Source organism: Sphingobacterium griseoflavum (assembly GCF_014653155.1).
In the GTDB taxonomy this organism is placed as follows: domain Bacteria; phylum Bacteroidota; class Bacteroidia; order Sphingobacteriales; family Sphingobacteriaceae; genus Sphingobacterium; species Sphingobacterium griseoflavum.
Map to the genome: position 1 here is coordinate 332,789 of NZ_BNAF01000003.1, position 21,279 is coordinate 354,067.

Below are 21,279 nucleotides of genomic sequence, written 5' to 3' on the forward strand. Positions count from 1 at the left end.
AGCCGGACATGGGCGACGATTGGTCCAACGCGGATTATCCAGTAAATCCATCTGAATATTACGGTATCGAACCTCCTGTTGGATCCGGTCCCATTATGGCTCCACCAAAGAGCGCCGAAGAATTTGATGAAGAAATAGATGATACTGACCTTCCGGATTGCATGGGCAGCGTTCTTGACACATTGAAAACACTAAAGGGTAATAGTGTCGCAAATATTATTCAAAAATTTGCTGGTCAACTACCCGGATATAAACTGAAATTTGCTCAGGAATTAATAGGTGGTGATGAAGGGCTTGCACAAGTTGCATGGGTAAAGAATGAGATGATTGATGGCTATGTCACAATTAATTTTAATACACATAGAGATGTGATACAAAACGTCACTGATTTAGCAGCAGCCACAACCATACTCCACGAATCGGTGCATGCCTATTTATATGCTACTACAAAGATGATCCTACAAGTGCGACAGCTACTTACCCAGAGCTTTTTAAAAAATATCTCTTCAAAAAAGCTGGGATAAATAGTGGCCCGGTTCAACATAATGAGATGGCAAAAAGTTTTATCAATGATATAGCGGCGTCATTGATTCAATATGGAAAGAAGATGAAATACCCGATGAATGATTCCTTCTATAAAGATTTAGCATGGAAGGGATTAACCGATACGGATGCATTTAGTAGCCTTAGTGATACGGACAAAAAAAGAATAACAGATACCATAAAAGCACAACAATATGGAGTTGAAAATATTGCGCCAAAAGGCAAAAAACTGGGCTGTTAGTGGTTTTGGTCTATGCTTAGGAGTAAGTTTGCTTTTTTCAGCTTGCCGAGTTGGAAAAAGATACCATGATAGCCAAGGGTACGAAATTATACATCACACGCAGGATAAATCGGGAAAGCCTGTTCCATTGTTGGTACATGGAAAAGTGACGATTAGTGAGACGGGTAAGAAAGCTGCTTTTGCCACATTACGTTTTGAATCAAAGAAGGGTAAAATTTATAAAACCACAGCGGATAAATGGGGATTTTACAGTATAATATTTGATGAGAAATATTTTGATGGAAATGTCGACGTAGCAGTAAGAAGTGGCTCGTTTATGGTAGAGGATGTATTTTTTGGTTACTCAAGTGCGAGCGAATTTAATATTAGGTTATATAACTATGATAAGCCTGGTCTTTTTGTGATTCTCAACAAAAGTGACATAATTTTTATAAGGGAAAGGAGTGCAAAGGAAGACAGCCTGAAAATGGAACTGAAAAAGTAGTTCTTTCAAAAGTAGGCAAAATGGGTGGGTGACGGATTATACCTGCTAGACTAGTTGCTGTAACTATGGCATTCTAATCTTAAAACAAGATTTTCCAAGGGGAACTCCTTGCTCAGGGACGTCTTTTAGCGACCTTATCAAAACAGAAAGATCAGATTTTAGGCACGGGTATTTTTTTGCTAGTTTTTTGTAATAAATGCACAACAATATGGAGTTGAAAATATTGCGCCAAAAGGCAAAAAATTGGGCTGTTAGTGGTTTTGGTTTATGCTTAGGAGTCGGTTTGCTTTTTTCAGCTTGCCGAGCTGGAAAAAGATACCATGATAGCAAAGGATTCGAAATTATACATCACGCCCAAGATAAATCGGTGAAGAATGTACCATTGTTAGTGCATGGCAAAGTTACGATTAGTGAAACGGGGAAAAAAGCTGCTTTTGCCACATTGCGTTTTGAGTCCAAAAAGGGTGAAATTTATAAAACCACGGCAGATAAAGGGGGATTTTATTCTATGATATTTGATGAGGATTATTTTGAGGGAAATGTCGATGTGGAAGTAAGAGGGGGAGCATTTATGGCAGAGGATGTGTTTTTTGGTTATTCAAGTGCAACCGAGTTTAATGTTAGGTTGTTTAATTATGATCAGCCTGGCAATTTTGTCATTCTCAACAAAAGTGACATAATTTTTATAAGAGAAAGGATGGCGAAGGAAGACAGCCTGAAAATGGAACTGAAAAAGTAGTTCTTTCAAAAGTAGGTAAAAATGGGTGGGTGACGGATTATACCTGCTAGACTAGTTGCTGTAACATAAGAGCATAACGTTGAAAAAAGTAGTTCAGTTGGTAGGGCAACAGACTCTTAATCTGCGGGGCCTGTACTCGAATTCAGTTTAAGAAAATAATATGCGGTAAAAAGGGGCATCATTTTGGATCTCCGTAATTGCCAAGCCTCAAGATAATATGAGTAATTACCAAGTGGCATTATGCTTAAAAAAATAAAAGCACTATTCTTTATAAATTTTGCGCTGATATCGTTCGGCGTAAACGCGCAAACTCGTCTTTCTGATAGCACAAAAGTGGATAGTTTGACGTTCGTTCGTACAAGGGATATCATTAATAAATTGTCTAATGATCTTTTCGAAAAACATACCTATACAAAAGATGAAAAGAGTTTGCCATATCGATTGTTAAAGCCAAAAAACTATGATAGCTCCAAGAATTATCCAGTTATTATTGCCTTTCATAATTCTAGTAGGATCGGGAATGATAATGAAAAGCAACTGGAGCATCTGTCAAAAATATGGATAAGAGAAGATGTTTATGATACGTATTCCGCTTTTGTAATTGTCCCTCAATTTAAAGAGCGATCCTCTACGTATTTGAAAGCCGATGATGGATCGCTTAGATCGGTGCCTTTTAATGATATACAAGTGGTGCTGAACTTATTGGATGATTTTCAAAAGAGATACAACGTGGACAAATCCCGAATCTATCTTACAGGCTATTCGATGGGCGGATCTACAGCACAAAATATTTTAAACCTTGCGCCCGATAAATTTGCGGCCATTGTCTCGGTTGCCGCTGTTCCGGATTTCTCAAACATCCATTCGCTGAAGCAAAAAAGTGTTTTTTTGATTCATGGGAAGATGGATGCCGTAAATCCATACGCGGGATCTGAAGAGCTTTTTACAAGATTAAAAGGTAATAAGAACGTGGTTTTTAAAACTTTCACGGAATTGAATCATGATAACATTACGATTCCATTACTTCTAGATAACGAGATACCAAACTGGTTGTTTAAGCAGAAGAAATAGAGACAAAAAACCGCCTACATTCCTGCAGGCGGTCGAAAAATCATAGCCATAAAACATTCCCGCTAGGGAATAATCCAGCGGTTTACCGCATTATGTTCTGCGGAGAGCACCAGCTTATAAAATTTTTTGCCGGCAAGTGCATGGGGTAGCACTATAGAAGCCTTTCCTTTGGCGAGGTCAACTTTGCCAAGGGATGTATAACTATCGGCTTGTGCTGCGCCTTTTTCCTTAAAGGTATTGCTAGGCGCGAGGAAAAGCTCTACTTGACCCTCTTTGGCAAAGGGCGTCCATTCGGCCTCTATTTTGCCGTCCACCAGCCTAGCTTTCGGATCGGCGATGGACACCTTCCCCACGAAGGGCACGCCATCCAGTTCCCAGGCCTGCTGCTTCGGAATATTCACCTCGAGGTGGCGCGCTACAGAAGGCAATATATCGACGATAGCCGGTTGGTGCGCATGGAAATGTTGATTTAGCCCCTGCTTGTTGGTGGCAATCCAGATGGTGCGTTCGCGATCCGTTTGGCCACCGTGGGATAGACCTGTCGCTACATCGCGGCCATGATCGGTAATGATCACCACCATCCAATCTTCATTGAAATACTGCTCGCGGTATTTGACGGCGTTGTAAATGTCGCCCACCTGCCTATCCGCTTTGTGCACGGCATCATACATGCCTTCGGCATCGCCGAAGATATGGCCTGCATTATCGGTATACTGTAGGTATACCCAGCTGAGGTCTGGCGCTTCCGTGCGGATACTTTGCCAAGCTTGCGCCGTAACTTCTTCGTCAATTTTGCTGATGTAGGTGGTCATCTTATCATGTGGAAAACGAACGGTATCCAGTTCGTAGCCATCATAATGGTAATCGATCTTTAGGCTGCTGGTTTCTGGCTTACCTTCGCCCAAAATTTTCGTGCGGTTGTCCAGCCAGGTGGAGTAGATACCGAGTTTGCGATCGGGCTGTTGTGCTTTCAGGTGGCGGAAGATCGTCCAGTAGTTGTAGTTGGGCGCGCTGACATCGTTGCCCCATACATTGTGCTTATTGCCCCAAGTGCCGGTGATCATGCTCGTATAGCATACCGCGGATATCGTGGGCGTTTGCGAATAGCCGCCACGCTCGCCGCCCATGTAGGCGCGGGTGTATCCGCCATCTTTGGAGATTTCATCGATGTTTGGCGTGTCCTCCCGCTCGATCACATCCGCCGGGATGCCGTCTACAATCACCAGCAGGGCTTTTTTGACTTTCGCTGCTGGCGCTTGCGCGAAACTGCCGCTGCTGTGTAATAGCATTATGCAAAGGCCAAAGAGGGCGTAGTTTATTTTCTTCATTGGATATATTCCCATTTTACGGCGTCTTTGGAGAGCTCTACTTCTAGGTGTCCCGGTGCGGTACCATGGAAAGCCCCGTGCCACCAGTTTCCCGATACGGCTCCGGCAGTTATAAACTGTACGCCTTTGACCTTGATTTCCTCATAGAGGTGCATATGCCCTTGCAAAACCAGCTTAAGGTTGTGCTTCTCAAATAGATCGAACACCTGCTTTTGGTTTTGAAAGGTGTCTGCGCCGGTATAGCGTCCTTCCAATACGGGATAGTATACCGATAGGAAGGGAACATGCGAGACAACGACAATCGGCTGTTCTTGCGGCGTTTTGCTTAACAGCTCTTTCAGCCAGTTTAGCTGCTCGGATTTTACGCTGTATTGATTGTTCTCTACCTCTACGCTGTTCAAGACGATAAAGGTACAGCCTTTGTGCGCAAAGCTATAATAGGTTTTGCCGAAGGTTTTTTCGAAGGCTTGGAAATCGTTCTTACCATCGCGCACCGAGCGGGGCAAACGGTCATGGTTGCCAATGGCCATATGGTAGGGCTTTTTGGTTTTATCCAGCAGATCCTTCAGCTGTGCCAAGCGCTGCTCGCCGGTGGGGATATCCGTCGGTTTCAGGTTGTCAATATCGACATTGTCGCCCCCGCTGAGCACAAAGTCTACCGACTTGGGCAGTTTTTGCAAGCGCTGTGCCACCTGGTTGAGGGTGCTATCGCTGTGGATATGTAAATCCGTGAGAAACGCAAATTTGAATTGCTGTGCCTGGACGGCAGGACTGCTGCCCAGCCAGATGCTGAGCAACAGGATGATGATGTTTTGTGTTTTTTTCATTACCAGCCAAATATTTGTGTTAAGTTAGGATTTAATCGGATTTCATTCTGCGGAATGGGGCGATAATAATATTTTGGTGCTTCAAAAGTACCGCTGCGCTCGATGGTTTCTACGGTGCCGCTGTTGCCTTGCGAAAGGAATACGCCTACATCCTGTGTGAAGGTGCCCGCGCGGTAATATTGCAGTTCGCGGCCTAAGCTGTTTTTCTCTTTGACGGCCGGAATTGTTGCGGAAGCGGGTAGTAGTTCCAGATCCGGAATGCCATCACCTGTCATATCGTGCTTGCCCAATCCCGAGAAATAGATCCCTTCGCGCTTCTTTTCCAATAGCTTGCCCAGATTCCAGCGCATAAGGTCATCAAAGCGGAAACCTTCAAAGGCCAGTTCCACACGACGCTCACGGCGTACCTCATAGACCATATTGCGCTGTGCGCTCTCGACATTGGCATGTTGGGCAGACATCACCGGGTCGATACCCTGCGAGAGAGACAGCTGCGGCATGCCTGCGCGCAGGCGTAACAAGTTGATGCTGCGGTCAAGGTCTGCTTGCGTTAAAATGCCCAGCTCAGCTTTTGCTTCGGCAAAGTTTAACAGTACCTCGGCGTAGCGGTATAGCGGAATATCCAAATTGCGCCGCTGCTCGACGTTCAGCGTGTTTGGAAAACCTTTAATCTGATGGTAGCCGGAGAAATTCTTAGCGAGCTGCTGCACATATAGACCCTGCCCTTGGGCATAGGTATGCGAATAGACCAATTCCCATCCCGGGTAGGCATATGATTGCGAAAGACGTGGATCACGGTTTTCAAATTCCTTGACAAAGGAGAAACGCTCATAGCCCGGTTGGCTGGAATAGAAAGAGCCGTCGCGCATCAGGTAAGACTGCAGCAGGTCTCGCAGCGGGTAATACTCATAGTTTCCGAACATGCCGGGCCAATCATCTGCATTGAGCACATTGTTGGCGTAGAAGCGGCCTAATACCACCTCGCGGTTGTTGTCCAGGCTTTCGTTGAAGAACAGGCTCGCATAGTCCGATTCCGGATTGCCGGTATTGTGTATTTGAAAACCGCCATCGCTCATCACTTGGTTGCTCAAGGTATACGCTTTTTCCAAAAAAGCGGTTGACGTTGACTTCAGGTCAAGCTCATTGTGGTATTTGCGGTAGGTACCTTCATATAGGGCAAAGCGACTGTATTCCTGTAGCACCACCCATTTGTTTACGGCACCCAGTGCGGATGTCGGGCGGACATGCTGCGCCGCATATTCAAAGTCTTCCATGATCTTGTCGACCACAAAGGCACGCGGATCACGACCCGCAAAGAGGTAGTCGTTATCATTTGCCTCTAATGCTTTGTCTATCCAAGGCACGTCCGAGAAACGCTTTACTTTATCGACATAGAAGCGGGCGCGGAAGTAGCGGCCCAGGCCTTCATAATGTGCCTTTTCGCTGTCGCTGATCTGCGCTTTGCGCATATTTTCGAGGTAAAAATTGGCTTTGCGCAGCTGTGCCCAGTCATCGTGGCCCCAGCCATTGGTGATGGTCGTGGCCGTAGCGTTTCCCGTCATCAGGTTCTTGATTTCGTTGTTTCCGGTGGTGCTGGCATTGTCCGTGGTGGCATCGGCTTGGTAAATGCCCAGTCCGGAAAAGTTGTACATACCCACGATAAAAAGATCGAGGTCATTGGCGGTATTGAAAAAACTCTCCTTATTGATTTCCGTTTCGGAGCTCAGGTCCATAAAGCCATCGTTGCAACTGCTGCTGGATAAGAGTACGGCGCCGAAAAGTGCTAGTTTAATGTATCTATTCATGCTTGTTGTCGTTAAAAGGTAAATTGAACACCACCCGAGAAACTGCGCTGGAACGGATAGGTAAGACCGTTACCTACACGGCCGGGGCTTTGTTCGGGGTTGGTATATGTATTTTCGTTTAAGGTCTCCGGATCGAAGTAGCGCTTCACGGCCGACCATTCCATAATGTTTTCGCCGCTGAGGTATACGCGAATATGACCAATCTGAGCGCGCGATGTCCAAGCGCTAGGCAATGTGTAGCCAATAGTCAGGTTTTTAAGGCGAAGATAGGCGGCGTTTAGCATGTAGTTGGTTTGCGGAATGGCTAAACCTTGCGACTCGTCGATACGCGTACCCAAGTTGCGGTCGGCCAGCCACGACTGCAGTACCGGATACGCGGCATCGAGGTTTTGGTCGGCCAAGCCGAGGTTGAGGTAGCTTTGGGAATGGCGTGCCCGTTCGGCTTCTGAATCGCCTTCGGCACGGTAGAAGTCCAACAGGTGTCCGTAGAAGTTTCCATAAGGCTGTTGGTAGGGGCCCCAGTAGAGGTAATCGATTGGGTAGTAATCGCGCTTGCCAATGCCTTGGAAGAAAGCACGAACGTCAAACCCTTTCCAATCGGCAGACAGATCTAAGCCGAATTGGTAACGGGGGGTAGAGTTTCCGATGCGTTTCAAGTCTTTGGTGTCGTCGAGGGTATAGCCCTTTTCAATTTTACCATTGCCATCTTGGTCCACATATTTCGGCCATCCCGGAACAATAGATAGCGCGCCCCATGGAATAATGCTGGACTGATCCAAGGCTGCAATTTCATCGGCGTTGGCAAAGAAGCCATCGCTCTCCAATCCCCAAATTTCACCGAGGCGCATTCCTTTGTAGTACGTGGTGATGCTGTTGTTGGGGTTGTCGAAGCGGATAATTTTGGAATAAGAGTCAGCTAAAAGGAATTTGGCATTGAAGCGGAGTGGCGCATTGGCCAAGTTAAATTGATCCTGGTAGGATAGGGTAAGTTCCCAGCCGTTTGTTCGAAGGTCGGCAGCGTTTTCATTGGGTTCTGCCGCGCCCAAGACATTGGGCAGTTCACGTCCGAGGGTTAGCATGCCCAAGGTTTCGCGCGAATAGTAGTCGAAGCTGGCCGCCAGCTTGTTTTGCCAAAGTGCCATATCCAAACCGAAGTTGATGGTATTCACTTTTTCCCAAGTGTAGTTGGGTGATACCAAATATGGGGCATCGATATAGATCGCTTGGCTGCCGCCGATCAGGTAGCTGGAGGTTTGCTTGGCCATGGACGCTTGGTAGCCATAGTTGCCGACCGCTTGGTTGCCCAAGGCGCCATAGGAAGCACGTAGCTTGAGGAGCGTCAGGTCGCTGATGTCCGCTAGGAAATTTTCGCGATCCAAACGCCAAGCCACCGAGCCCGAAGGGAAGAAGCCGAAGCGTTTATCTTTCGGGAAACGGGAGGATCCATCATAGCGGCCATTGAATTCCACGATATACTTGTCGTCATACATGTAGTTCAAGCGATAGAACGCACCACGCAGGGCGTACGTGTCGATTCCCTCGCCTACGTTCATGGTGCCGGTCGCAAACTGCACGGTGGGGTATGTTTCCGATATCAAGCCCTGGCGGCTTAAGCTGAAGCCCTCATAACGGTAGCTCTCTTGGTTGAAGCCCAACACGGCCGTTACTTGGTGCTTATGGAACGATTGTGCATAGGTGCCGAAGACATTATAGACGTTATAATAGGAGAAGCCGGCTTGGCGGAAGGCTTCGCTGGTACCTTCCTTGCGTACATCATCTGGCCCAAAGCCAATGTTGTACTGCGTGCGGTAAGCGTTGTAGTTCATGGCGTTACGCTGGAAGGTATAATCGGCGTTCAGCTTGAATTTACTATTGAATAAGCGAAGCTCGGTGTTAAAGGTCGACTGCACATCCATGCGTTTGATGTCCGTTTTGCCGCCATCCACCATTTCTGCCGCTAAACGACCCACCGTCGTATTGGCCCAAGTGCCGTCGGGGTTCTTATCGTAGCTGGTCGGGAAAACATTGTAGATCGCGGGCAAATCCATGCGGGAAGGTGTTAAGCGGCGGTTGCTACCTAATACGGTATTGTTGCCTATAGCAATAAAATCCGCCAGTTTGTAATTCACTTTTGCGCGTAGGTTGTACCGGTCAAAATAGTCATCTGTCAAGATCAGGGGCGAGTTTTGGCGGTTGTAGCTACCGCTGAGGTAGTATTGTGCTTTCTCGCTTGCTCCCGAAATGGACAGGTCGTGGGTCTGCGCGGCGTTCCAATCGGATAGGAAATAGCGCGTCCAGTCGCGATTGCCCATGTATTCCCATGCTGCGGGATTGGAGGGGTCAATGCGCACGCCGGGTGTGGATGGATCGTCGGAACGCTGTCTAGCGTAATCGTAAAACTGATCGGAGTAGTTGACGTTGTTCCAAGGTGTATTGTCAGTCGAGGTCTGCAACAGGCGTGAGAATACGTAGGGATCGGTAATTTTATCGGGCATCACGGTGGGGGTATTCCACGTGAAATTATTGCTGTAGCTCACTTTTGCATCGCCCTTGCCGGTTTTGGTCGTGATGATGATAACCCCAAAGGATGCGCGCGCACCGTAGATGGCTGCTGCGGATGCATCTTTGATGATGGAGAAGGATTCGATATCCTGCGGCGCAATACGGATCAATTCGGCCGCGGTAACAGGCACGTTATCCAGCAAGATCAATGGATCGCCACCATTGATGGAAGTGATGCCGCGGATGTTGATGTTGGGGGTGGCCCCCGGCGCGCCCGAATTGAACTGAATGTTCAAGTTTGGCGCAATACCTTGCAGACCTTGCGCTACGTTGGCAATGGGGCGGCTTTCCAATACGTCGCCGCTCACATAATCTACGGCACCGGAAAGGTTTACTTTTTTCTGCATACCGTAACCCACCACGACGACCTCGTCCATGTCGTTCAGCACGGGATCGCGCAGCGCTACGACTACGGTGGAGCGCTTGCCGGCCGACACGATGTATTGGCACGCCTGTTTGGGTTGCAAGCCGGTAAACGTTACTTGGATGCAATAATTACTATCCGCTGGCAAGTTGGCGAAAACGGCCTTCCCCTGGTCGTCAGTTAGACCAATCCGTTTGAAGGCTTGGAAGTTGTTGTTGGATAGTGTGATGGTTGCATTGGCCAATCCTTTCGAATCCCCGTCTTGCACGATCACCACTATCTCACCGCTTTGTTGGGCTACTGCCCAGCTGCCTAAGAAAACCGTCATGAGCAGCAACATGATACCTTTTCGCGGTATACTGTTTGTCAAAAATAATCGCATATCTGTGTTAAAAATTGTGCATAGTTTGTCCTGTCCACCCATTTTTTGGTGGATATATCCTTTTTTTATTGCTGTTATTTAGTTTGTGCTACGAATAGTGTATGTGTTTTGCTGTGCGTTCCACTCCATCTCCAAATCGTTGGCCATGCAGATGGTCGTCAAAATCTGTTCGATACTATTTTGCTGGTCGAAGGATCCATAAAAAGACATCCCCTCCAGCTCTTTTTCCGAAAATGCAATGCTGGTGCTGTAGAAAGAAGCCAAGGCGGGGAGCACTTCCGATAGTGGTTTATGATGAAAAAACAGTGTGGTGACCATCGGTTCGTCCGCAGGCGCTGTTTCTTTGCTGATCGCTGGCGCTTCCGTCTTTTTCGAAACGGTTGGTTCTTGCCACTGCTGTCCAGGAGTAAGGTAAGCCAAAATAAGTGGCTGGGCCTTGTCCTGCAATTGTGCGATGGATACCTTACCGGTGACCAGGCGTACACGTGGATTCCCGCCCGCTTTGGTCTGCTCAACCCAAAAGGACGTGCCCAAAGCCGTGGTGATAATTTCGCCAGCGCGCACAGAAAAGGGGCGTTTGTGATTATGGGCCACCTCAAAATATGCTGTACCTTCCAACGTTACAGCGCGGCGGTGGGATTCGAAGGGCACTTTCCAAGTCAGGCTGGAATTGGCAGTGAGGCGCACTCGGGTGCCATCCTGCAGCGTTAGTATGCTGTCCTTTCCGGAGTGATTGCGGATGGTTTGTTGCTTAGGATAAGCAGCCGCCCAGCTGTTGTCTGGCCGCAATGGCGAAGGCGTGGTAAGAGCGGCATGCTGATGGATGAGCTGTAGCCCCAAAAAGAGGAACAATGCCAGAGAGGCGGCGATAGCTAACGGCTGCCAAAGTCGGTTTCTTCCTGTGGTAGCTGTTTCCTCCGGAAGTAGCTGCGCATCGATGCGTTGCTTCAGCAGGTCCTTATCGCGCGGCAACATCGAGGGCTGATCGTCCATGATATCCAGCTCGTGCATCCACTGCTCCATATGGCGTTTCTCATCCGTATCCAGTTGGCCCTTGAGGTACCGGTCAATAAGCGTTTCCAATTCCTGTTTTCTATCCTGCATACACCATATAGTTGCGCAATCAGCAAAGCGTACCATCGATTTCCGATTAAGGAAATGTGAACTTTAGGTAAAGAAAAACAGCGATTAATGAAAGAGTAGAAAGATGCCGATGAGGCTCAGCATGGAGGTGTCCATCCGTTCGGCTTCCATATGGCGGCGTATTTGCTGCAAGCCTTTACTGAGCTGGTTTTTTACGGTTTGGGTAGAAAGGCCGAGGTTTTCTGCAATCTCTTGGTTGTTGAGGGATCGGTAGTATTTTAGCTGGAATACTTCTTTCATGCGCTGCGGCATGTCATGCACCGATTGTTGGATCGCGTGGAGCAGTGTTTCGTAACTTTCTTCGTACCGTGCCGACGTGAAATGTTCACCGCACTCCTGCGTCTCCAAGAGCAGATGATACTGGTCGATATGCTTCTGTTGTACGCCTTGCCGACGGAAATGCATAAAGACTTTAAAATAGAGGGCCGAAGTAAGATAAGACCTTAACGAGGTTTGGACCTGAATACTATGGCGTTTTTGCCAGATGTCGATAAAAAGGTCTTGCACGATATCCATGGCCAGTTCCTTATCGCCTACTTTTTTGAGCGCGATTGCCAGTAGTATATTCCAATAACGATCGTATATGGCATTGAAGGCTTGATAATCACCTTGTGTTATCCTCTGCCAAAAAATCATATCCAAGGATTCCGCCATTATTTCTGCTATGCACTGTTTAAGGTCGACACAAAACTCAAACTTTAATACTAGCTAAATATTAAGACGGTGTGAAAGAATTGTTAAAGCGAAGGAAAGCGTAAAGATGCATCGAAAAATCCAGTAGCTTCCTTTTCTTCGATGCACCTGCAATTTCACCTCATTTTTTTGAAAAAGTAAATACGAAGGATTTGGCATCGTATCGATTAGATGCTGACTTTCCTATAATATACTGAAGGAACTATAATCCCTTAACTATGATTTCCTCCGTCAATCCTTATGATTTCACCATTTATAAAGGCGCCGTCTTCCGAGGCAAGCATGGCGACAACACCAGCGACATCTTCCGGATTTCCGTAGGGCAGATCCATCCGTTTCAAATGCTCCATCAAGGTATAGTCTACATCTGTTCCCAAGTGTTCAAGCGGGTTTTCTTTTATCATGTTGGTGGCTATTCCCCCTGGGGCAACGGCGTTTATACGTATTCCGGTTTTCATGTATTCCCACGCCAAGGTGCTAGTCATCGCGGCAACACCTCCTTTACTGGCCGCATAGGCTGCCATGTAAGGATGTCCAAAGAACGAAGAGGTGGAAGCGGCGTTTACAATACTACCTTTCGTTTTGATGAGCAAAGGGATCGCCTCGCGATTAATTAAAAACGTTCCCAAAAGATTGACCGTAATAGGTACCATAAACTCTTCGACACTCGTTGATGAGGTGACAGAAGATCGCAGTATGCCAGCCATGTGAGCAACGGCGTCCAGTTTTCCTTCCGTATGCGCAATGCTTTTAAAAACCTCCTTTACCGCATCCTCATCCGTGACGGAAGCGGTCATGTAACGACCCGGATTAGTCATCTTTCTGACCGTTTCTTCCAAGCCATCACGGTTGACATCCATAGCCACAACTCGTGCTCCTTCTTGAGCAAACCTTAAAGCGCACGCGCGTCCCATTCCCGATGCAGCGCCTGTTACCAATACTACTTTTTCATTGAATCGTTTCATCTTATTTACATTTAAAAAGCTATATCTTCAAAAAATTGTATGTCTTTATGTGTCTTCTCTCCTCCAAGTCCGCCAATTAGGAAGGTAAAAATGCGAGAGGCGTTGGTTTTCATTGGATCTGGAAAATTGGCACTGACACTTGCTATCATGGTGAGCAGCAATAATAAGTCGGTCCGTAAATCGAAATCTGCCCGTAAATAGCCAGCTTCTTTAGCTACTGCTACGGGATCTTTAAAGACCTCAATTAATTTTCTACCGGTTTCTGTGCTGTCTTCTTCATTTAAATATGGAACAAACAGGTTGTACTGAATTCGTTGCTTCACAACAATTTTTAATAATTCAAAAAACAATAGTCCGTCCGCACTAAATGTTCGACTTATTTTTTCCAGCTGCTCTAAGTTATAACAGAAAACGGCACCTATCACAGCACTTTTATCGGGGAAATATCTATAAAATGTCATTCTGGATAATCCCGATTGTTTTGCCAATCCGACTAATGAAAAATCTGGACCTTTTTCTTTGAACATTTTCAAAGCAACGTCGATTATAGCGTTCCGATTTCTTTTTACATCTGCTCTTTCTTTAATCATGATAATTTGTTAAGTAAACAAATATACAAAAAAAGTTACATAGTGTAACATTTTTAAATATATTTGATCTGTAAATGCATTACGGTTAAAATGAAAAGTTATGAGCAATAGCAAGCATCACAAAAAAAAGGAACAAGATACTACAATAGAAGTGGACTTACTTATCGTCGGTGCGGGTACCGGTATGGCTGCAGCATTGGCCGCTCACGAGCTTGGTCTTTCAACATGGGTAATTGAGAAAACAAGCTATGTGGGCGGCTCTACTGCAATTTCTGGAGGTGCTTTTTGGATCCCTGACAATGCGGTTTTACAGGAGGCGGGATCGTCGGACAGTCTCCAAGGCGCCCAAACTTACCTGCATGCAATTGTTGATGATCAAAAATCTACTGATCGTATTGATCAATTTCTGAAATATGGCCATCGGACCGTCGATATGCTAAGGCGTATGACGCCAATGCAGTTCTTTTGGTCAAAAGGATATCCGGATTACCACCCCGAAATGCCTGGCGGATCAGCGGAGGGTCGCACCTGTGAATGTAAGCCATTTAATGTTCGCATGTTAGGCCGTGATGTAGCTCGTTTGCGTCCGGCGCAGCTTAAACCGCCGGTTCCGATGCCTGTTACTGGATTCGATTATAAATGGTTCAATCTGATGGTTTGCAAGCCTTTTAAAGCGATGCCACTTTTTGTCAAACGGATGCTGCAGGGAATCGGTGGGCTACTGCTAGGAAAGCATATGGTTGGCGGCGGTCAAGCTATTGCGGGCGGGTTATTTGCGGGATTAAAGCGGGCGGATATTCCGGTATGGACGAATTGTTCGTTGATGGAACTTATTGTCAATAAGGGACGTGTCGAGGAGTGCATCGTGAAGTATCAAAATGAAGAGGTTCGGATAACCGCCAAAAGGGGGATCGTCCTGAGTACAGGCGGCTTCGACCACAATATGTTGATGCGACATCATTATCAGTCGTCCGGTTTAGGGGATCATTACAGCCTTGGCTCGGATGGAAATACGGGTGACGGCATTAACCTAGCAAGGTCTCTCTGCGCGGGAATTGACAATATGGAAGAGGCTTGGTGGTTTCCCGCAATCGCTCCGCCAGAAGATGGAGGTAGGCCTCAGGTTTTGCTTGCCGAAAGATCACTTCCGGGAAGTTTCATGGTTAATCATGCAGGTAAACGCTTTATCAATGAGGCCACGGACTATATGACTTTCGGTCAAAAAATATTGGCTTTGGAGAAAGAAGGTCAGCATAAATTGGAAATGTGGTTGATCTTCGATCAAAGTTATCGTAATCGTTATATCTTGTCGGGAACAATATTTCCAATGATGGCGCTTCCAAAAAACTGGTATGAATCGGGGGTAGCTTATTCGGCCGATACCGCAGAGGCTCTAGCCAGCCAATTAGGACTGCCTATGGAACAGTTTGTCTCGACATTCCAAAGATTTAATGAGTTGTCCATGACGGGGAAAGACACAGACTTTCATCGCGGTGAAAGTGTCTATGACAATTATTACGGAGATCCAACGATTATGCCGAACCCAAACCTAAGACCGTTGCGAGGCAAACTTTATGCAGTGAAGGTTGTGCTGGCTGATTTGGGCACCTGTGGCGGACTGGTGACAGATAAATTCGCGCAGGTATTACGAGAGGATGGGATGCCGATACGGGGCTTGTATGCTGTCGGTAACAGTGCGGCAAATGTATTCGGCCGGGTATATCCAGGTGCGGGCGCTACAATCGGTCAAGGTTTGGTCTTCTCGTATGTTGCCGCCCATCATGCGGCAGAGAAGCTGGAGTAATACACAGATTCAGCCTATAGGAACCCTATTCTCTCACGCTTTACCCACGTAGTTTGCTTCCGTTGGTAGCACGCTAGACTTTGTAAAACCAAGACCTAAGGTGCCTTATTCCCGTCGTGCGCTGTCCCCCAATGAGTGCGCGGGGCTATTCGTTTCCGATAAGATTTCGCGAAAAAATTGTTATCTTTGAACGAAAGCCAGATTATGGAAAGTAAAGAGAAAAAACTTGTGTATGCTATGGCGGAAGGTGATGGAAGTGCGTTCACGGCCTTGTACCACTCCTACGCAAACCGGGTCTTTCAGTTTGTTATGCGGTATGTTAAATCGCCGGATCTTGCAGAAGACCTGCAGCAAGAGATTTTTCTTAAGATGTGGGAAAACCGGAAGCAATTTAAGGCAGCGAATGCTTTCCGGCCCTATCTATTGGCTACTACACGGAACCATGTGTTGGATTACCTCAGGCGCATCGCAAAATCGGAGGCGGCGCAGGCAGAGATCATCCATCATATGCCTTTGGAAGCAAAAGGCAGCGACTTTTTCCTATTGGAAAAAGAATACCAGGCTTATATCGCGCAAGCTATAGGCTCCCTCAGCCCGACCGCTCGAAAAGTTTTTCAAGGCTGCCGGGAAGAGAGAAAGACCTATAACGAAGTTGCCGCAGAACTGGGCATAAGCCGGGATGCGATCAAAAAACATATGGTGCGCGCCATGAAATCCATACGCGTGGCCATCGAAAAAGATTTTGATATCTACCTCCTCATTTTATTGAGTTTGGCTGTATTTTTTTATCTTTTTTAATACACCTTTTATCTCCCTTCGGTATGCGAAGGACGCATTTTAGGTTTCCTGTGCTTTCCGCTTTGGAAAAATGCTTTTACCTCATATACGTGGGCTTTGCAAGAATCCAGGTATATGAGGTAAAAACACCGAGCAAGATATCGTGCTCATAAGCCTCCGTTCTTATTTCAACAATTTCGTTATTGCCTCAACAGGGATAGCGCGCTTGATAACCATTTGCACGTCGCTTGGTTTGGATGCTTCGTCTTTGGAAACCAGGGTTACCGTGGCAGATACCATACCGCAGACATTACCCTTTTCATCGAGAATTGGGCCGCCACTCGATCCCACCGCGTAGTCCGCTGTGATATCCATGCGCATACCCTGTCCTTTCATGCCGTTGAACATATAATTACGGGCCACCATACCGGAGGAAAAATAGTAAGGATTGCTTTTGGGATGTCCCAACGCGAAGACCGTAGCCCCAATTTCCGCAGCATCGCCGAGCGGTATGGGTTGCACTTTCACGCCTTGCGTATCTACCCGAAATATAGCGACATCATTTGCCTGATCATAAGCCAAGATCTCTTTTAACGTGAAGATGCGGTTGTCATACGTAGTGAAGAACAGGTTCATGTCATCGGTAGGTTTTTTTCCGGCGATGATCCTCGCGATCTCGCCATCTTCCTTTTTTTCGATAAAGGGTTCCAGCACATGGTAGTTGGTGACGGCCAACCCATCTTCGTCGATAAAGAACGCAGTGGCATTCGGAGCGACATGCACCTTGTCACAGTTGCCGCAGTTGTAACTGTAGGCGTACTGCAAAACCGACCCTTTGCTTTTTGAATAGATCGCCGTCGCTGGTAGATCTTTTTTGCCCTTCTTGGCTGCCTTGCCGATCTCTACGGGGTTATTTGCAACGCTTACCTGCTCTAGGTACGCTTTGTTGCTGAACACGGGCATTTCGTCGACTTTAGCAGCCATTTGATCCCAGTTGGCTTCTTCGTTCCGGAATCTCGCCTGTTGCGCCTGAACCTGCGATACGGCTGAACAACTTAAAATAAAGAGCAGGGAAACGCCTGTAAAGATAGAAATGTATGGATTTTTTTTCATGTTAAATGGTGAATGATTAGCGTGTAGACGAAAAAAAGCGATCGACCCCTTGTTCAGGGATCGACGCTCTTCAGCTAACACATATAGTAAGAAAAACAAACGCGTTCATTTTTTATTTACGGGTATCTGTAAGCCCTTCTTGGCCCAAGATTTCATCCAGCTTTTCTTCCAAAGCCGCGCCCCGCAGGTTGCTGGCGACAATGATGCCATTTGGATCTATCAGGTAATTGTCGGGAATACCAGCGATTTCGTATAGTGCTACGGATGGCGTTTTAAACCCCGTTAATTCAGATAGCTGCGTCCACGGCATACCGTCTTCCTCGATCGCCTTGATCCATTCGTCACGGCTCTTATCCAGCGAGATGCCCAATACGGTAAATCCTTTTTCATGATCTTTATACTTGTTGTAGGCTGCCAACACATTGGGGTTCTCTCCGCGGCAAGGGCCGCACCAGCTCGCCCAGAAATCCAAAAAGACGTATTTGCCCTTAAAATCGCTGAGGGAATATTCCTTACCCTCGGTATCGGGCAGCGTGAAATCTGGTGCGACAGCACCCTCACTGATGCCTTTGATTTGCTTCATGCGAGCGGCAATCTGCTGTCCAACTTGGCTTTCGCGCAGCCTCTTCGATGACTGTTGAAACCAGCCTTCAGCGCGCTCGATGGGCGACTCTTTGGTTAAGACAATATCTTTCAAAATCAACATATTTGCCAAGCTATTCGGATGGTTGGCAAACCAACGATCATAGTCTGCCAAGCGTAGCCTTTCATATTCACGATAGGCGTTCATGCTCTCTCGTTCCATGGATGCCATAGCTTCCTTGTCCTTGGCTTCGTAGGCTTTCATATATTTTTCATTCAGCTCCTCGCTGCCACTTTCCAGCACTTGCATTCTTTTGTTGATGGGTTCTGTAACTTCCCTCTCAAACAGTTTCAAGTCATCACCAGCAGGATTTTGTGTAACTGCGAATTGCAGGTTCTTCCAGTCGGCTGCTGTGCCGCTAACGGCTGCAGTAGCGGGTCCAAGCACGGTGCTTGCGCTATTTTCCCCTTTATAGGAAAGCTTGTAATGTGCCACCTCCGGCTGCTGGATTTCAAATCGAAACGCACCGTCTTTAACCGTGGTAGAGTCTTTCGAATGAAAAGCGTTTTTCATGACCGGAACATGACCCATAAGGTATACCTTTTCACCATCGACCAAACCGCCTACGGATCCAGTTATGGTCAGCTTATCCTGTGCTGTTAAGTTCGTTGCCCATACGGCACTGATGGCCGTGATGATAAGCAGGCGCAGGTCTAGGACGGTTTTTTTTAGCTTGTTTGTACGCATGTTTTTTTCTTTAATAGTTGTTATAAATGAAGTGCAGTTGGGAGAACCGGTCAATTGGCCAGTAGCTCCTTTAGCAGTTTGTCTAACTCTTCCCCGCGCACGTTCTTTGCAATAATTTTACCTTCTGCATCCAACAGGTAGGTGCTGGGTAGAAAAGGCACCGAAAACTTAACTTTCGACGGCTTTTTTTCCTCCTCCATCCCGCCTTCCCATGCTTGGGGCCAATTAGGATGCTTGCTTTCTAGCGCTGCGAGCCACTTGTCGCGGGAGGCATCCGTCGAGATGCCCCATATTTCCAACCCTTTGTCTTTGTAGCGATCGTACGCTTTTTTCAGATTCGGAATTTCAGCCATACAAGGCCCACACCAGCTTGCCCAAAAATCGATGTATAGGTATTTTTTTCCGTTCAGCAGCTGCGTCAACGAAAGCTGTTCGCCGGTTTTGTTGGGTACCTCGAAATTTGCCACCATGCGCCCAACGGCGGATTTTAGTTCTGTCTCATTATTGATTTTCAATCCTTTACCATAAGGGCTGTTTTGTGCCGTAATGCCAAGCTTATTATATAATTCCACCCGTTTCTCCACGGGAAAGGACGATCGTTTGAGCAAAAATGCCACCGCTACCGATTCCGGGTACCGCTCTATAAATTCGATGAGCAGCTCATTACCAATCTTCTCGTTTCGCGGATATACCTCCTGTTCATATACCTTGCTTAATTCCTGAAATATAGGATCATTTGTATATTTCCTGGGGTTGTCAAACCTTTCGGCGCCATATTTGTCGCGCAATGCTTGGAGAAAAGGTTCGTTTCTCCTCCGCTGTTCGTTGTAGTAGGCTTCAATAGTCTTTTGTGGTTCACTACCGCTGGTCGTTGATTGGGCCAAACTGCCCATATTGGCCTGGATGTGAATTGTGTCAGGCCTTTCGACCAGCAGTAAATAAGGCGCGTAGGAGCCATTGGTTTTACTCTCATATTCGCTCATCATAACATAGTGGCCCAATCCGGTAAAAGGGGCTATGATTTCAAATTTGCCGTCTTTTACCGTGGCCTCAAGCTTCAGGTCCTTTCCGGGCATTTCGCTATAACGATAGAGCCTTATTTTATGGCCGTCGTAGTCTGTAGAGCCGGCATCCCCCTTCAAGACTACCTGCTGTTGCTGTGCTAGGGCCAAGGTTACGGCTGTGCAGGCCAGTAAGGTAAAGATCAATCGGAGCGATTGTTGTATATGCATCATCTGGTTTTGTGTTTTTTGTTGTAAATCCTATTTTCTAGTGTGTTTTTTCAAAATTGCAGGGCTTCTGTCGCAATCAATCAGCAAGAAGATTGGCTAAAAGCTCGTCCAGTGCTTCGCCGCGGACATTTTTGGCGACCACTTTTCCCGTCGCGTCCAGCAAGTAGGTGCTTGGGAGAAAAGGCACGGAGAAATGTATGTTGGATGGCTTTTCGACCTCATCCATTCCGCCTTCCCAAGCCTGTGGCCAAGTTGGGCGCTCTTGGTCTTTGGCTGATAGCCATCGTTCACGGGATGCATCAGTCGATATGCCCCATATTTCTAAACCTTTGTCTCGATAAGCCTCATAAGCTCTTCTCAGGTTTTGGAATTCTGCTATACAAGGGCCACACCAACTGGCCCAAAAATCGATGTACAGGTATTTTTTTCCCTGTAGCAACTGCACTAATGAAAGCGGCGTGCCATCCTCCATAGGCACTTGGAAGTCCACAATCTGACTACCCACTTCAGAGCGTAGCTCCAGATCATTATTGCCTTTTAATTGTTGGCCGTATACGCTCTGCTGTACGGAGGGAGTCAGCTTGTTGTAGAGCTCCACGCGTTTCTCCGCTGGTAGCAGCGAATGGCTCAGCAAATAGGCCGTAGCAACAGAATTCGGGTGAAGGTCAGCAAAAGCCAAGGTTTCTTGATTTTCAATTTCCATCATTTTTGGGGACACAACTGTTTCGTATTCTGTCATGAGCTCTTCCATTTTGGGATCGTCCATATGCTCTTCTGGATTATCCAAAATTTCGTCGCCATATTTCGCGCGAAAGGCATCCATCACCCCTGCGGTGCGGCGATCTTTAGCGGCATAATATTCCTCCAGCTTTCGCTGCGGCTCGCTGCCAGTGGTGGTCGATTGCGCGAGATGACCCACATTGGCCTTTATTCGAATCGTGTCAGGTCGTTCTACGACGATCGTGTAGGGCGCATAACCACCGTTGACCTTACTTTCGTATTCGCTTTTTAAAACGTAGTGGCCCAATCCCGTGAAGGGAGCGACAAGCTCAAACTTCCCATCTTTTAGGGTGGCCTCCAGCTCGAGCTTCTGATCCGGCATGCCACTATATTGATAGAGAATGACCTTATATCCATCATAGGTTGTTGTACCTGCATCGCCTAGGAAAATAACGCGATCCTGCGCGGTAATAACGTTTGCCAAAACCAATAAAGAGGTAAATAGGGCAATTTTAAGTGTGCTGTATATCATCATAACATTTTAGTTTAAACGTTTCATTGCAAGG

General features: G+C 46.9%; 19 protein-coding genes. 7 read left to right on the forward strand and 12 right to left on the reverse strand.

The features are described 5' to 3' along the window. Positions 1-8: 8 nt before the first annotated feature. From IE165_RS05625 to IE165_RS05645, 5 genes are all read left to right on the forward strand, one after another. Positions 9-524, forward strand: coding sequence for a hypothetical protein (locus IE165_RS05625; RefSeq protein ID WP_189625615.1), 516 nt, complete (start codon positions 9-11; stop codon positions 522-524). Positions 525-550: 26 nt separating this feature from the next. Further along, entirely contained in the window at positions 551-784 is a 234-nt protein-coding gene (locus IE165_RS05630) for a hypothetical protein (RefSeq protein WP_189625616.1), read from the forward strand. Continuing rightward, the gene (locus IE165_RS05635) at positions 738-1,268 is read left to right on the forward strand and encodes a hypothetical protein (RefSeq protein WP_189625617.1); all 531 of its coding nucleotides are present in this window, start codon (positions 738-740) and stop codon (positions 1,266-1,268) included. Before IE165_RS05630 ends, IE165_RS05635 begins: the two co-directional genes overlap by 47 nt. 208 nt (positions 1,269-1,476) lie before the next feature. Further along, positions 1,477-2,007, forward strand: coding sequence for a hypothetical protein (locus IE165_RS05640; protein WP_189625618.1), 531 nt, complete (start codon positions 1,477-1,479; stop codon positions 2,005-2,007). A 240-nt stretch (positions 2,008-2,247) separates the two neighbouring features. Continuing rightward, a complete protein-coding gene (locus IE165_RS05645; protein WP_189625619.1) occupies positions 2,248-3,078 on the forward strand; it encodes a carboxylesterase family protein in 831 nt (276 codons plus the stop codon). A gap of 62 nt (positions 3,079-3,140) precedes the next feature. Here the strand turns inward: IE165_RS05645 and IE165_RS05650 are convergent, their stop codons facing one another. The 8 genes from IE165_RS05650 to IE165_RS05685 form a co-directional block, all read right to left on the reverse strand. Continuing rightward, positions 3,141-4,406 (reverse strand): alkaline phosphatase family protein, encoded by a 1,266-nt coding sequence (locus tag IE165_RS05650; protein ID WP_189625620.1) that lies wholly within the window; start codon positions 4,404-4,406, stop codon positions 3,141-3,143. After that, positions 4,403-5,233: a metallophosphoesterase family protein gene (locus IE165_RS05655; protein WP_189625621.1), complete on the reverse strand. Its 831-nt coding sequence runs from the start codon at positions 5,231-5,233 to the stop codon at positions 4,403-4,405. Before IE165_RS05655 ends, IE165_RS05650 begins: the two co-directional genes overlap by 4 nt. Further along, positions 5,233-7,038, reverse strand: coding sequence for a RagB/SusD family nutrient uptake outer membrane protein (locus tag IE165_RS05660; RefSeq protein WP_189625622.1), 1,806 nt, complete (start codon positions 7,036-7,038; stop codon positions 5,233-5,235). Before IE165_RS05660 ends, IE165_RS05655 begins: the two co-directional genes overlap by 1 nt. Before the next feature lie 11 nt (positions 7,039-7,049). After that, on the reverse strand, positions 7,050-10,346 hold the full coding sequence (locus tag IE165_RS05665) for a SusC/RagA family TonB-linked outer membrane protein (RefSeq protein ID WP_229826365.1): 3,297 nt from the start codon (positions 10,344-10,346) through the stop codon (positions 7,050-7,052). 78 nt (positions 10,347-10,424) lie between these two features. Continuing rightward, entirely contained in the window at positions 10,425-11,450 is a 1,026-nt protein-coding gene (locus IE165_RS05670) for a FecR family protein (protein ID WP_189625623.1), read from the reverse strand. Between the two features lie 84 nt (positions 11,451-11,534). Then, positions 11,535-12,143 carry an RNA polymerase sigma factor gene (locus IE165_RS05675; protein ID WP_189625624.1) on the reverse strand — a complete coding sequence of 203 codons (609 nt, stop codon included), beginning with the start codon at positions 12,141-12,143 and terminating at the stop codon, positions 11,535-11,537. Positions 12,144-12,394: 251 nt separating this feature from the next. Continuing rightward, positions 12,395-13,147 (reverse strand): SDR family NAD(P)-dependent oxidoreductase, encoded by a 753-nt coding sequence (locus IE165_RS05680; RefSeq protein ID WP_189625625.1) that lies wholly within the window; start codon positions 13,145-13,147, stop codon positions 12,395-12,397. Between the two features lie 11 nt (positions 13,148-13,158). Then, positions 13,159-13,737, reverse strand: a complete 579-nt coding sequence (locus tag IE165_RS05685) for a TetR/AcrR family transcriptional regulator (RefSeq protein ID WP_189625626.1) — start codon at positions 13,735-13,737, stop codon at positions 13,159-13,161. Between the two features lie 100 nt (positions 13,738-13,837). Between IE165_RS05685 and IE165_RS05690 the strand changes: the two genes are divergently transcribed. Both IE165_RS05690 and IE165_RS05695 read left to right on the forward strand, forming a co-directional pair. Then, entirely contained in the window at positions 13,838-15,541 is a 1,704-nt protein-coding gene (locus IE165_RS05690; RefSeq protein WP_189625627.1) for a 3-ketosteroid-delta-1-dehydrogenase, read from the forward strand. A gap of 204 nt (positions 15,542-15,745) precedes the next feature. Next, positions 15,746-16,339, forward strand: coding sequence for an RNA polymerase sigma factor (locus IE165_RS05695; protein WP_189625628.1), 594 nt, complete (start codon positions 15,746-15,748; stop codon positions 16,337-16,339). 162 nt (positions 16,340-16,501) lie between these two features. Here IE165_RS05695 and IE165_RS05700 read toward each other — a convergent pair whose 3' ends face one another. The 4 genes from IE165_RS05700 to IE165_RS05715 all read right to left on the reverse strand — a co-directional run bounded on the left by IE165_RS05700 (position 16,502) and on the right by IE165_RS05715 (position 21,248). Then, positions 16,502-17,431, reverse strand: coding sequence for a S1 family peptidase (locus tag IE165_RS05700; RefSeq protein WP_189625629.1), 930 nt, complete (start codon positions 17,429-17,431; stop codon positions 16,502-16,504). 112 nt (positions 17,432-17,543) lie between these two features. After that, a complete protein-coding gene (locus IE165_RS05705; protein WP_189625630.1) occupies positions 17,544-18,761 on the reverse strand; it encodes a TlpA disulfide reductase family protein in 1,218 nt (405 codons plus the stop codon). A gap of 50 nt (positions 18,762-18,811) precedes the next feature. Continuing rightward, positions 18,812-19,996 carry a TlpA family protein disulfide reductase gene (locus tag IE165_RS05710; RefSeq protein WP_189625631.1) on the reverse strand — a complete coding sequence of 395 codons (1,185 nt, stop codon included), beginning with the start codon at positions 19,994-19,996 and terminating at the stop codon, positions 18,812-18,814. A gap of 73 nt (positions 19,997-20,069) precedes the next feature. Further along, the gene (locus tag IE165_RS05715; protein ID WP_189625632.1) at positions 20,070-21,248 is read right to left on the reverse strand and encodes a TlpA family protein disulfide reductase; all 1,179 of its coding nucleotides are present in this window, start codon (positions 21,246-21,248) and stop codon (positions 20,070-20,072) included. Positions 21,249-21,279: the final 31 nt, after the last annotated feature.

Excerpts from the sequence above, each read along its gene's own strand:
- IE165_RS05625 (WP_189625615.1), top strand. The coding sequence starts at position 9 with ATGGGCGACGATTGGTCCAACGCGGATTATCCAGTAAATCCATCTGAA.
- IE165_RS05630 (WP_189625616.1), top strand. The coding sequence starts at position 551 with ATGGCAAAAAGTTTTATCAATGATATAGCGGCGTCATTGATTCAATAT.
- IE165_RS05635 (WP_189625617.1), top strand. The coding sequence starts at position 738 with ATGGAGTTGAAAATATTGCGCCAAAAGGCAAAAAACTGGGCTGTTAGT.
- IE165_RS05640 (WP_189625618.1), top strand. The coding sequence starts at position 1,477 with ATGGAGTTGAAAATATTGCGCCAAAAGGCAAAAAATTGGGCTGTTAGT.
- IE165_RS05645 (WP_189625619.1), top strand. The coding sequence starts at position 2,248 with ATGCTTAAAAAAATAAAAGCACTATTCTTTATAAATTTTGCGCTGATA.
- IE165_RS05650 (WP_189625620.1), bottom strand. The coding sequence starts at position 4,406 with ATGAAGAAAATAAACTACGCCCTCTTTGGCCTTTGCATAATGCTATTA.
- IE165_RS05655 (WP_189625621.1), bottom strand. The coding sequence starts at position 5,233 with ATGAAAAAAACACAAAACATCATCATCCTGTTGCTCAGCATCTGGCTG.
- IE165_RS05660 (WP_189625622.1), bottom strand. The coding sequence starts at position 7,038 with ATGAATAGATACATTAAACTAGCACTTTTCGGCGCCGTACTCTTATCC.
- IE165_RS05665 (WP_229826365.1), bottom strand. The coding sequence starts at position 10,346 with ATGCGATTATTTTTGACAAACAGTATACCGCGAAAAGGTATCATGTTG.
- IE165_RS05670 (WP_189625623.1), bottom strand. The coding sequence starts at position 11,450 with ATGCAGGATAGAAAACAGGAATTGGAAACGCTTATTGACCGGTACCTC.
- IE165_RS05675 (WP_189625624.1), bottom strand. The coding sequence starts at position 12,143 with ATGGCGGAATCCTTGGATATGATTTTTTGGCAGAGGATAACACAAGGT.
- IE165_RS05680 (WP_189625625.1), bottom strand. The coding sequence starts at position 13,147 with ATGAAACGATTCAATGAAAAAGTAGTATTGGTAACAGGCGCTGCATCG.
- IE165_RS05685 (WP_189625626.1), bottom strand. The coding sequence starts at position 13,737 with ATGATTAAAGAAAGAGCAGATGTAAAAAGAAATCGGAACGCTATAATC.
- IE165_RS05690 (WP_189625627.1), top strand. The coding sequence starts at position 13,838 with ATGAGCAATAGCAAGCATCACAAAAAAAAGGAACAAGATACTACAATA.
- IE165_RS05695 (WP_189625628.1), top strand. The coding sequence starts at position 15,746 with ATGGAAAGTAAAGAGAAAAAACTTGTGTATGCTATGGCGGAAGGTGAT.
- IE165_RS05700 (WP_189625629.1), bottom strand. The coding sequence starts at position 17,431 with ATGAAAAAAAATCCATACATTTCTATCTTTACAGGCGTTTCCCTGCTC.
- IE165_RS05705 (WP_189625630.1), bottom strand. The coding sequence starts at position 18,761 with ATGCGTACAAACAAGCTAAAAAAAACCGTCCTAGACCTGCGCCTGCTT.
- IE165_RS05710 (WP_189625631.1), bottom strand. The coding sequence starts at position 19,996 with ATGATGCATATACAACAATCGCTCCGATTGATCTTTACCTTACTGGCC.
- IE165_RS05715 (WP_189625632.1), bottom strand. The coding sequence starts at position 21,248 with ATGATGATATACAGCACACTTAAAATTGCCCTATTTACCTCTTTATTG.